Here is a 10,650-nt window from a genome sequence, read left to right as displayed (position 1 = left end):
CAGGTCGACGGCCAGACGGCGCGGCCCGGACGACCACTCGACGTAGGCCTCGAGCAGCTCGTCGTTGCTGAGCTTCGCCATGGTGGCGTCCTTTCATTTGGTCCCGGCGCCGTCATACGACACCGGAAGCGTGTGGGGTGTGTCAGTTCTTCTTGTCTTCGAGCGCCGCGAACAGACGTGCCAGCTGCGAGGCGGGCGCGTTGAACAGGCCGGCGGCCTTGGCCTGGTTGCCCTTGAGCGCACCGGCCATCTTCGCGAGGAGGACCTCGCGGGACTCGAGCTCGGCGATCTTGTCGAGTTCGGCGGCGGACAGCGTGGCGCCGTCCATGACACCACCCTTGACGATGAGCGCCTTGTTGTCCTTGGTGAACGTCTTGAGCGCCTTGGCGGCGTCCACGACCTCACCGGTGACGAACGCGATGGCGGTGGGGCCGGTCAGGAGGTCGTCGAGACCCTCGACACCGGCTTCCTTCGCCGCACGCTTGACCAGGGTGTTCTTGGCCACGGTGTACGTGGCCGAGTCACCCAGGGCCTTGCGCAGCGCGGTGACCTGCGGAACGGAGAGTCCGCGGTATTCGGTGACCACGGCCGTGGTGGAGTTCTGGAAGTGCTCCTTGATCTCCTCGACGGCCTGGACCTTTGCGGGCTTTGCCATGTTTCGCCTCCTCTCTGCTTCTCACTGCCGGGAAATGCACGAACGCCCCGGGCGCAGGCGGCACGGGGCGTGGAGGAGGCGGGCACTGTGACGTGCCATTTCCTACACTGACCGGTGTTCTCCTGCGCGGGCCGTCCGGGCGCTCCCGGACACTTCGACCGCCCCCGGCGGGAGCGGTGACCTGCGGTCTTCGGTGAAACTTGATCAGGTGCCCGACGGGGCGAGCCGTCAGGCGTTCAAACTTCCCCATCAGGGTATAGGCGGCGGGTCGCCGCCGCCAAATCGGCGGGCCACCGGGGAATGGCGGGTCGGGCGTGTTTCTGACACTGTTGTGCCGTGCCCCCCGCCTCGTCCCGCGTCGCCGTCATCTACAACCCCATCAAGGCCGGAGTCGATGAGGTTCGTCGCCGCACGGCCGAGAGGGCCGCTCTGCACGGCTGGACCGATCCGGTGTTCTACGAGACGACCGAGGAGGATCCGGGCGTGGGTCAGGCCGAGGAGGCCGCCGCGAGCGGTGTCGGCCTGGTGCTCGCCTGCGGCGGCGACGGCACCGTGCGTTCGGTCGCCCAGGGCCTGGTCGGCACCGGCATCCCCATGGGCGTGGTCCCGCTCGGCACCGGCAACCTGCTCGCCCGGAATCTGGACATCCCGTTGGATGACGTGGACCGCGCCGTCCGCGTGGCCATGAGCGGCCGGAGCCGGGGGGTCGACCTCGGCCTGGTCCGCTACACCGACGGCGACGGGCACACCCACGACGACGTCTTCCTCGTCATGCTCGGCGCCGGCATGGACGCGGACATGATCGCCGGCACCCACGACGGCCTCAAGGCCAGGGTCGGATGGCTCGCCTACGTGGGCGCCTTCGCCAACACACTGCTCCGCGGCCACCGGATCAAGGTGGAGTACTCGCTCGACGACGGACCGGAGATCCACACCCGGGCCCGGACCCTCCTGGTGGCCAACTGCGGGATGCTCCAGGCCGGGATGATCCTGCTGCCCGACGCCGTGATCGACGACGGTCTCCTCGATGTGTTGGCGTTGCGGGCCAAGGGCGCCCTCGGTTGGGTCCAGGCCGGCGCGGTGCTGGTCCACCACACCTTCCAGCATCAGCTCACCCCGGCACTACGGAGGGGCTCCTCCCACGTCGAGGGCAAGGAGAAGCACCAGACCCGCCCACTGGACTTCCGTCAGGGTGAGGGGGTCTCGGCCCGGATCCTGGAGAAGCCCGCGTCGTTCCAGATCGACGGCGAGGAGTGCGGCACCGTCACCGAGTTCTCGGCGTGGATCAAGCGTCGGGGACTCACGGTGCGTGTCGCACACTGACCCTGCAGGAGTGTTCTCCCCGGGGTCGCGCCGCTCCGGTGGCGTCGCCGCCCAGGGAACGGGTGGTCGCGCTGCCCGGTCTGGGTAGCGTGTGGGTCGAGGAGACCGCCCGCCCGGGGTTCGGGGCGAGCGGGTCACACGGTGGGTGCGAACAGCTCGCACGGCGGACTGGCGGGGGCGGGTCATGGAGATCTTCGACGGACAGCGGACGGACCGGCTGACTCACGACCCGGCGGCCACGCCGCCGGGCGGCGCCCCCGACGAGGCGCCGGCGCAGCAGTCCGGGGCCGGGCCGCTGGCGGGCATGCTCGTGGTGGAGCTCGGCACGCTCATCGCGGGCCCGTTCGCAGGCCGGCTGTTGGGGGACATGGGCGCACGGGTCGTCAAGATCGAGGATCCCGGACGCCCCGACCCCCTGCGGACGTGGGGCCAGGGCGAGCGCGACGGCCGTCGCCACTTCTGGACCGTCCACGCGCGCAACAAGGAGTCGATCACCCTCGACCTGCGATGCCCGGACGGCGCGGCGATCTTCCTCGACCTGGTCGCCCGCGCGGACGTCGTGGTGGAGAACTTCCGTCCGGGCACCCTGGAGAAGTGGGGGCTCGGGCCGGACCGCCTGCACGAGGTCAACCCCGGCCTGGTGATCGGGCGGGTCTCCGGATACGGCCAGACCGGACCCCAGGCCACCCGCGCCGGTTACGCCTCGGTAGCCGAGGGGGTCTCGGGGCTACGCCACCTCAACGGGTTCCCCGACCGTCCGCCGCCCCGGATGGCCCTGTCGATCGGCGACACCCTCGGCGGGATGTTCGCCGTGCAGGGGATCCTCGCGGCGCTGCTCGCCCGCACCACCACCGGTCGCGGACAGGTGGTCGACGTGGCGCTCACGGAGTCCTGCCTGGCCGTGCAGGAGTCGGTGATCCCCGACTTCGACGCGGCGGGAGTGGTGCGCGGCCCGTCCGGCACGCGTCTGGAGGGGATCGCCCCGTCGAACCTCTACCGCGCGTCGGACGGGGTGTGGGTGATCATCGCCGCCAACCAGGACACCGTGTTCCGCCGGTTGTGCTCGGCGATGGGCCGCCCCGAGCTCGCCGACGACCCGCGTTTCGCCGACCACCACGCGCGCGGGGTGCACCAGGACCAGATCGATCAGATCATCGCCGACTGGGCCGCGGAGCGGACGGCCGGGGAGATCGCCACCGTCCTGGAGGCCGCCGGGGTCGTGGTGGGTCCCGTGAACACCGTCGCGGACGTGGTGCGGGACGAGCAGTTCCTCGCGCGCGGGATGATCGTGCCGCACACCGTGCCCGGCGTGGACGACACGGTGCTCGGACCGGGGGTCGTGCCCGTGCTGGACGCCACGCCCGGTGCGGTGCGTCGCGGCGGGACCCCCGAACCGGGCTGGGACAACCGGAGGGTCTATTCCGGGTTGCTCGGCCTGGACGACGAGCACCTGGCCGACCTGGCCGCCCGCGGCGTCATCTGAGCGACGGAGCGACTCAGGTCGTCGGCAGGGTCCAGTCGAACTCGCGGCCGTTGCCGTGCGCCCCCGCCGAGGCCCGCGAGCGCGACCGTTCGCCCAGCTCGGCCAGCATCCGGTCACCCGCCCGGACCAGATCGTGGAAGCCCTCCGGATCCAACCAGTCCGGCCGGAGGGCGAACAGCAGGTCCTCGGTTGCGGTGTTGCCTGAGGCCCCGGGCGCGAAGGGGCAGCCGCCGAGCCCGCCCAGGGCGGAGTCGACCATCCCCGCGCCCGCCTCCACCGCGGCCAGGGCGTTGGCGACCCCCATCCCCCACGTGTCGTGGCCGTGGAAGACGATGCGACGACCGGCAGCCGGCCCGACCGCGGCCGCGACCAGCTCGCCGACCTGTCGCGGATGCGCCTGGCCGAGAGTGTCCGCCACCACCACGTCGACCGTCCCGGCGCCGCGCGGGTCCGCGATCAACTCCAGTACCCGCCCGGGTTCGACCGGCCCGGTGAGCGGACAGGTGAAGGCGGTGGCCAGGCAGAGCTGGACCTTGCCGCCGACGGCGTCGGCCGCCCGCACCGCCTCGGGCAGCGCGGCCATGCTCGTCTCGACGTCCCGGCCGATGTTGGCCCGGTTGTGCGCGTCCGTCACCGACAGGCAGTACTGGAAACGCCTCACCCCGGCGTCGGCGGCGCGCCGCACGTGGCCGGGCGTGGCCACCCAGACCCAGCAGCGGTCCCGCTCGGCCTCGTCCAGGGCGCCGATCACGTCGAGCGTGTCGGCGAGCGCCGGGACCAGGTCCGGTCTGGCCATCGACCCCACCTCGAGTTCGGGGACGCCGGACCGGAGCAACGTGCGGACGAGCTCCACCTTGCCGGCGGTACCCAGTCGCCCCTCCGTCAGCTGGAGTCCGTCCCTCAGGGCGACGTCGCGCACTGCCACGTCTCCGTTGGACCGCGTGTTCATGGGGGTGTCCTTCCGCATCCGGGACCGCCGTGTGGTGCGGTGTGCCGGGTCCCATGGCGGCCTGGGAGATCCTGGCGATGACGGTACCCGCGGGTGCGGCCGGAGGCGTCACGGCCGGGGCATGACGGCCGGGACATCCCTGACAGCGAAGGGCCCCGCGCCGTGAACGGTCGCGGGGCCCTCCTGCCGGGGGATCAACTCACTGGGAGTCGGTGCCCGCCTCGAGGAGCTTGGAGATCGCCGAGGGGTCGACCGGGATGCCGGGTCCGGTCGTGGTGGACACGGTGATCTTCTGCAGGTAGCGGCCCTTGGAGGAGGACGGCTTGAGACGCATGACCTCGTCGATCGCGGCCTGGTAGTTCTCCGTGAGCTGCTCGGTGGAGAACGACGCCTTGCCCACGATGAAGTGCAGGTTGTTGGCCTTGTCGGTGCGGAAGGTGACCTTGCCGCCCTTGATGTCGCTGACGGCCTTGGTCACGTCCATGGTGACGGTGCCCGTCTTGGGGTTCGGCATGAGGCCACGCGGGCCGAGCACGCGGGCCACACGGCCGACCTTGGCCATCTGGTCCGGCGTGGCGATCGCTGCGTCGAAGTCGAGCCAGCCGCCCTGGATCCGCTCGATGAGGTCGTCGGAGCCCACGACGTCGGCGCCGGCGGCCTCGGCCTCAGTGGCCTTCTCGCCCGCGGCGAAGACGATGACGCGGGCGGTCTTACCGGTACCGTTGGGAAGATTCACGGTGCCGCGGACCATCTGGTCCGCCTTGCGGGAGTCGACGCCAAGTCGCATGGCGACCTCGACGGTGGCGTCCATCTTCGTCGAGGAGGTGTCCTTGGCCAGTGCCAGGGCATCCAGAGGCGAGTACAGCTTGGTGCGGTCGACCTTGTCAGCTGCGGCCTTGTAGGCCTTGCTGTTCTTGCTCATGAGAGTTCCATTCCTGCCGCGTGTTCTCTGCGACGGTCGGGTGTGGTGCGGGCCTGAGCTGCCCTCCCACGGTGATGTGTGGTGGTGGAGGTCAGGCCTCGACCGTGATGCCCATGGAGCGGGCGGTGCCGGCGATGATCTTCGCGGCCTGGTCGACGTCGTTGGCGTTGAGGTCTTCCATCTTGGTCTGCGCGATCTCGCGGACCTGGTCCATGGAGACCTTGCCGACCTTGGCGGAGTGCGGGGTGCCCGAACCCTTCTGCAGGCCGGCGGCCTTGAGCAGGAGCTTGGCGGCCGGCGGCGTCTTGAGCTTGAAGTCGAAAGAACGGTCCTCGTAGACCGTGATCTCGACCGGCACGACGTTCCCGCGCTGGTTCTCGGTGGCTGCGTTGTAGGCCTTGCAGAACTCCATGATGTTGACACCATGGGCACCCAGAGCCGGGCCGACCGGCGGTGCCGGGTTGGCTGCGCCGGCGTTGATCTGGAGCTTGATCAGCCCTGAGACCTTCTTCTTCTTCGGAGGCATCGTCTTCCTGATTCTTCGACTGGATCTCGGCTCCACGCTGTACACGTGGGAGGCCGACTGTCGTGTGCGCCGCTCCCCTCAGGCCCGCCCGTCGGGCAGGGCATGCGGGGGCGCAGGCACAACCTTGGAGAGTCTACGTGCAATCGACGTGCAACGGCTAATCCGATCCGGCGCACCGTGGCGCGATCCCCGAAACGACGGGACCCGCCGCGCGCGGTGTGCGCGGGGCGGGCCGTCGGGGTGATCGCGCTGGTCAGTCGATCTTCTCCACCTGGGAGAATCCGAGCTCCACCGGGGTCTCGCGACCGAAGATGGACACGAGCACCTTGAGCTTCTGCGAGGTCGGATCGACCTCGGAGATGCTGGCGGGCAGGGTGGCGAACGGGCCGTCCATGACGGTGACCGACTCGCCGACCGTGAACTCCACCTCGACGGTCTGCGGGACCAGTCCACCGTCGGCCTCGCCACCGGGGGTGGCGGCCTTCTTCTCCGGCTTGGGGGCCAGGAACTTGGCCACGTCGCTCAGCGAGAGCGGGGTGGGCGCACCGGCCGCACCGCCGGTCGCGCTGACGAACCCGGTCACGCCGGGGGTGTTGCGGACGACACCCCATGACTCGTCGTCGAGGTCCATACGCACCAGGACGTAGCCGGGCAGGACCTTGCGGTTGGCGACCTTCTTCTGGCCGTTCTTGACCTCGGTGTACTCCTCGATGGGGACCTCGACCTGATAGATCTTGTCCTCCGCGCCGAGGGTGACCGCGCGGGTCTCGAGATTGGCCTTGACCTTGTTCTCGTACCCGGCGTACGAGTGGACGACGAACCAGTCGCCGGGGAGCTTGCGCAGCTGGCGCTTGAAGGCGATGACGGGATCGATCGCGGGCGCCGCCTCCTCGGCGGGGGCCTCTGCCGACTCGGATCCCTCCGCGGCGTCGGCCTCATCGGTGACGTCGGCGACATCGTCGGCGTCCTCATCGGTGCCGGCGACCGCGTCGATGGCATCCGCTACGGCCTCGGCGGTCGGCGGGACCGCGACGTCGGAGGGGTCCGCGGAGGTGTCACCGAGCACCGCATCCGCCGCGGTCTCGGCCTGCTCGGCGGCAGCCGGGCTCTGCTCGACGTCCTCGGATTCGGGGCTCTGCTCGATGTCGCTCACTGAAATTGCGGTCCTCTCGAAGTTCGGCGGTCCGGATCTCGTCCCGGACCTCCAGCGGCGGGTGTCAGCGGTCGAAGACGAACTCGACGAGCTTGCCCGCGCCGAAGTCGACGCCGGAGACCAGCGCGGTCATGAAGATCAGGAACAGGAACACCACGATGGTGTAGGTGACCATCTGGTTGCGCGTGGGCCAGATGACCTTGCGCAGCTCCTCGATCACCTGCCCGATGTACTGGAACGGATTCGCGCGGTTGGCCCGCGTGTCCTCCGCGGTGTCCGCATCGGTGCGGACACGATTGGCGACGGTGGTGTCGCTCCGGCCGGCTTTGCCTGTCGGAACAGCGGCACCGGCGGTACCGGCCGCGCCGTCGGAACCGCGCGCGCCGCTGGTGTCGTCGTCGCGATCCTGACTCACGCGGTACCTCCGGGTCGACTGTGGCTGGCGGGAAGGGCAGGGGCGACAGGACTTGAACCTGCAACCTGCGGTTTTGGAGACCGCTGCTCTGCCAATTGAGCTACGCCCCTTCGGCCGGTCTCCCGGCCACCCGTGCCGTCTCACGAATCGCGGACCGCACGAACGCCTCGACTCTACAGTGTCGGCGGCTGCCTCAGGCAGCGTGGGCCGCGACCGCGGGCGGTCGGGCGTGGCAAGTGTACGTCAGCCCCGGCAGTGGCTCTAAATCGCTCGATCGGCGCCGTCGAGGGCGACGGTCACGATCGCCTTGCCGAACACCTTGGCCCCGCCGCAGGTGACCGTGAGGGCCACGTCTGCCGTGGAACCGTCGTCGGCGACCCTCCTCACCGTGCCGGCCACCTCCAACAGGGCCGGGGCGTCGGCGGGGACCACCACCGGTCCGGCGAACCGGATCGAGGTGGCCACCACCCGGTCCGCTCCCCCGGCCCACTCGGCCACGACCCCGATCGCCAGTGCCGAGGTCAGCATCCCGTGCGCGACCACGCCGGGCAGACCGAGCTCGCGGGCGGCCTCGTCACTGAGGTGGATGGGGTTGTGGTCCCCCGAGGCGTCCGCGTAGCGGCGCAGGTCCGCACGCGTCACCGGCAGGCTGCGGGCCCGGATGGGCTCGCCGGGCTCCGGTCGCCTCGTCGTCGTCGGCTCGTCCCTCGTCGGTTCGTCCGTCGTCGGGTTGTCCGTGCTCGTCGGCTCGTCCGTGGTCATCCCTCCACCTCCGCGGTGAGCAGCGCGCTCGACAGCGACTGGACCGCCGCGCCGCTCGGGTCGCGGAGCACCGTGTCGAAGCCGATCATCCGCCCGCCACGGGCGGACCGCACCCCGGTGACCGTCGCGGTGGCGGTGAGGACGTCACCGACCGCGATGGGCCTGTGGTGCACGGAGGACTGGGCGGTGTGGAGGGTGCGGGAGAGGTCGATCCGCAGGTCGGGGTGCTCCATCACCGCGCGCTGCACCGGCGCCGTCAGCGCCGCGGCCAGCGTGGCCGGGACCTCGCCGGACGGCGCGCCGACGGCCTCGGCGACACGCGCCACCACCTCGGCGGTGACGGTCACGGGGTCACCGGTGACGACGACGACGTGGTCGTCTGCGTTGTCTGTGCTCACACCGGCCGACGCTACCCCAGCCGTTCCGCACGAAATCGCCGATACGACACGGGCGCGACTCCTACGGTGGGATCAGTCGACCAGGGAGAGCGCCCGTGAGCCAGAACGATCCGGCAGGACACGACCGAGACGAGCGCGGGATCGAGGAGTCCGGCCCCGTGGCCGGCCACGGCGGGTCCCACGCCACCGCCGTCGCCGCCGCGCACGGGGTCCGGACCATGTTCACGCTCTCCGGCGCACACGTCTTCCCGATGTACGACGCGGCGGAGAAGGAGGACCACGGGATCTCCCTGCTCGACGTCCGGCACGAGCAGACCGCCGCGTTCGCCGCCGAGGCCACCGGCAAACTCACGCGCTCCCCCGGCCTGGCCGTCCTCACCGCCGGGCCCGGTGTCACCAACGGGATCAGTGCGATCTCCCAGGCCTCGTTCTCCGGCGCACCCATGGTGGTGCTGGGCGGCCGCGCCCCCGCGGGCCGGTGGGGCACGGGCAGCCTGCAGGAGTTCGACCACGTCCCCCTGGTCGAGTCGGTGACGGTGTCCGCCGAGACGGCCCGCGACACCGCCGACATCGCCGACGCCACGCACCGGGCCTTCACCGCCGCACGCTCCGCCCACCGCGGACCGGCGTTCCTCGACGTGCACATGGACCACTTCTTCGACCAGTGCGAGTCCGTGCGACCGGGACCGGGTTCCGGGCCCACCCCGGATCGCTCCCCCGACACCGACGCGGTCGACCGGATCGCCGACCTGCTGGTGGGGGCGCGACGGCCCGTCCTGGTGCTGGGGTCGGACGTCTGGGCCGACGGCGCCGAGGTGGCCGCCCTGCGCTGTGTGGAGGCGCTCGGGCTGCCCGCGATCCCCAACGGCATGGGTCGAGGGGTCGTCCCCGCCGGTCACGCGCTGCTGGTGTCCAAGGCGCGGGGGATGGCGTTCGGTATGGCCGACCTCGTCGTGGTCGTCGGCACCCCGCTGGACTTCCGCCTGGGGTACGGCGTGTTCGGCGGCAAGGACGGGGCGGACCCCGCGACGGTCGTGCACGTCGCCGACTCCGAGGGCCAACTCAGCCGACACGCCTCACCCGCCGTCGCCACCGCCGGTGATCTGGGGCGGGTGCTGGACGCGCTGACCGAGGCGGTGCAGCGTCGGTCGACGACGCCGGACTGGAGCGGGTGGGCGCGGTCGCTGCGGGAGAAGGCGGACGCCACGCACGCCGCCGACCTGGAATTGTTCAGCGCGAGCGCCGACCCCATCCACCCGGCGCGCATCTACGGCGAGTTGCTGCCGCGCCTGGCCGAGGACGCGGTCGTGATCGGCGACGGCGGCGACTTCGTCTCCTTCGCCGGCAAGTTCATCGAGCCCGCCCGGCCCGGGAACTGGCTGGACCCCGGCCCGTTCGGCTGCCTCGGCGCCGGCCTGGGCGCGGCGATCGCCGCGAGGATCGCCCGGCCGTCGAGCCAGGTGGTGCTGCTGCTCGGCGACGGCGCGGCCGGGTTCTCGCTGATCGACGTGGACACCCTCGTGCGGCACGACCTGCCCGTGGTGATGGTGATGGGGAACAACGGGGCGTGGGGGCTGGAGAAGGGGCCGATGCAGATGCTGTACGGCTACGACGTGATCGCCGACCTCGCCCCGCGCACCCGGTACGACGAGGTGGTCAGGGCGCTCGGTGGGGCCGGTGAGATGGTCACCGATCCCGCGCAGATCGGCCCGGCCCTGGACCGCGCGTTCGCGAGCGGGGTGCCGTACCTGGTCAACATCGTGACAGACGTAGAGGCCGGCTATCCCCGCTCGACGTTCGGGGTGTGAGCCCCGCCCGGTCGACCACGGAGTCGGCCGCGCGCCGGTCCCACGGTGGCACCCGTGCCGTCGTGTGCGCCGGTCATGACACGACGATCCGGTAGAGAAGCTCGGGTCGGCCGCGGCTCCCGTACCGATGGGACACGTCGACGGCGCCGTTGCGGTGCAGATGATCGAGGTAGCGACGCACGGTCGCGCGGGAGGCGCCGCTCGCGCGCGCGACCTCCGCGGCCGAGTGCCCGGCGCCGTCGTCCAGTGCGGCCAG

Annotated in this window: 12 protein-coding genes and 1 tRNA gene; 3 read left to right on the top strand and 10 right to left on the bottom strand. The window is 71.2% G+C overall.

All coding sequences use genetic code 11. The features are described 5' to 3' along the window. Nucleotides 1–142: 142 nt before the first annotated feature. A complete protein-coding gene (gene rplJ, locus G6031_RS13390; RefSeq protein WP_107746165.1) occupies nucleotides 143–655 on the bottom strand; it encodes a 50S ribosomal protein L10 in 513 nt (170 codons plus the stop codon). A 336-nt stretch (nucleotides 656–991) separates the two neighbouring features. Between rplJ and G6031_RS19220 the strand changes: the two genes are divergently transcribed. Together G6031_RS19220 and G6031_RS13380 are read left to right on the top strand one after the other, a co-directional pair. Next, a complete protein-coding gene (locus G6031_RS19220; protein ID WP_179523166.1) occupies nucleotides 992–1,978 on the top strand; it encodes a diacylglycerol kinase family protein in 987 nt (328 codons plus the stop codon). Nucleotides 1,979–2,282: 304 nt separating this feature from the next. Continuing rightward, nucleotides 2,283–3,461 carry a CaiB/BaiF CoA-transferase family protein gene (locus G6031_RS13380; RefSeq protein WP_179525965.1) on the top strand — a complete coding sequence of 393 codons (1,179 nt, stop codon included), beginning with the start codon at nucleotides 2,283–2,285 and terminating at the stop codon, nucleotides 3,459–3,461. 13 nt (nucleotides 3,462–3,474) lie between these two features. Here the strand turns inward: G6031_RS13380 and G6031_RS13375 are convergent, their stop codons facing one another. From G6031_RS13375 to hadA, 8 genes are all read right to left on the bottom strand, one after another. Beyond that, entirely contained in the window at nucleotides 3,475–4,410 is a 936-nt protein-coding gene (locus tag G6031_RS13375) for a hydroxymethylglutaryl-CoA lyase (RefSeq protein ID WP_179523167.1), read from the bottom strand. Nucleotides 4,411–4,609: 199 nt separating this feature from the next. Beyond that, on the bottom strand, nucleotides 4,610–5,332 hold the full coding sequence (rplA, locus tag G6031_RS13370; protein WP_179523168.1) for a 50S ribosomal protein L1: 723 nt from the start codon (nucleotides 5,330–5,332) through the stop codon (nucleotides 4,610–4,612). 91 nt (nucleotides 5,333–5,423) lie between these two features. Further along, a complete protein-coding gene (gene rplK, locus G6031_RS13365) occupies nucleotides 5,424–5,858 on the bottom strand; it encodes a 50S ribosomal protein L11 (RefSeq protein WP_095717641.1) in 435 nt (144 codons plus the stop codon). 253 nt (nucleotides 5,859–6,111) lie between these two features. Beyond that, nucleotides 6,112–7,011: a transcription termination/antitermination protein NusG gene (gene nusG, locus G6031_RS13360; RefSeq protein WP_182653526.1), complete on the bottom strand. Its 900-nt coding sequence runs from the start codon at nucleotides 7,009–7,011 to the stop codon at nucleotides 6,112–6,114. A 64-nt stretch (nucleotides 7,012–7,075) separates the two neighbouring features. After that, nucleotides 7,076–7,426: a preprotein translocase subunit SecE gene (gene secE / locus G6031_RS19215; protein ID WP_182653525.1), complete on the bottom strand. Its 351-nt coding sequence runs from the start codon at nucleotides 7,424–7,426 to the stop codon at nucleotides 7,076–7,078. A gap of 37 nt (nucleotides 7,427–7,463) precedes the next feature. Further along, a tRNA-Trp gene (locus G6031_RS13350) sits at nucleotides 7,464–7,536 on the bottom strand. A gap of 151 nt (nucleotides 7,537–7,687) precedes the next feature. After that, nucleotides 7,688–8,188, bottom strand: coding sequence for a MaoC/PaaZ C-terminal domain-containing protein (locus G6031_RS13345; RefSeq protein ID WP_182653524.1), 501 nt, complete (start codon nucleotides 8,186–8,188; stop codon nucleotides 7,688–7,690). Then, entirely contained in the window at nucleotides 8,185–8,586 is a 402-nt protein-coding gene (gene hadA / locus G6031_RS13340) for a (3R)-hydroxyacyl-ACP dehydratase subunit HadA (RefSeq protein WP_182653523.1), read from the bottom strand. Before hadA ends, G6031_RS13345 begins: the two co-directional genes overlap by 4 nt. A gap of 95 nt (nucleotides 8,587–8,681) precedes the next feature. On the opposite strand from hadA, the gene G6031_RS13335 reads away from it, so the two are divergent. Continuing rightward, a complete protein-coding gene (locus G6031_RS13335; protein WP_347238500.1) occupies nucleotides 8,682–10,394 on the top strand; it encodes an acetolactate synthase in 1,713 nt (570 codons plus the stop codon). A 73-nt stretch (nucleotides 10,395–10,467) separates the two neighbouring features. Here G6031_RS13335 and G6031_RS13330 read toward each other — a convergent pair. Continuing rightward, nucleotides 10,468–10,650 (bottom strand): helix-turn-helix domain-containing protein (locus tag G6031_RS13330; RefSeq protein ID WP_182653522.1); only part of this gene is annotated, 183 nt, incomplete at its 5' end.

The organism is Dietzia sp. CQ4, assembly GCF_014145125.1.
In the GTDB taxonomy this organism is placed as follows: Bacteria; Actinomycetota; Actinomycetes; order Mycobacteriales; family Mycobacteriaceae; genus Dietzia; species Dietzia natronolimnaea.
Note: the sequence above shows the minus strand (reverse complement) of the source record. Positions and strands in the feature narration are given on the sequence as shown.

What these genes read in the sequence shown, in the direction of transcription:
- G6031_RS13380 (WP_179525965.1), top strand. Translation starts at nt 2,283, where the DNA reads ATGCTCGTGGTGGAGCTCGGCACGCTCATCGCGGGCCCGTTCGCAGGC.
- rplA (WP_179523168.1), bottom strand. Translation starts at nt 5,332, where the DNA reads ATGAGCAAGAACAGCAAGGCCTACAAGGCCGCAGCTGACAAGGTCGAC.
- rplJ (WP_107746165.1), bottom strand. Translation starts at nt 655, where the DNA reads ATGGCAAAGCCCGCAAAGGTCCAGGCCGTCGAGGAGATCAAGGAGCAC.
- G6031_RS13345 (WP_182653524.1), bottom strand. Translation starts at nt 8,188, where the DNA reads ATGACCACGGACGAGCCGACGAGCACGGACAACCCGACGACGGACGAA.
- G6031_RS13375 (WP_179523167.1), bottom strand. Translation starts at nt 4,410, where the DNA reads ATGAACACGCGGTCCAACGGAGACGTGGCAGTGCGCGACGTCGCCCTG.
- rplK (WP_095717641.1), bottom strand. Translation starts at nt 5,858, where the DNA reads ATGCCTCCGAAGAAGAAGAAGGTCTCAGGGCTGATCAAGCTCCAGATC.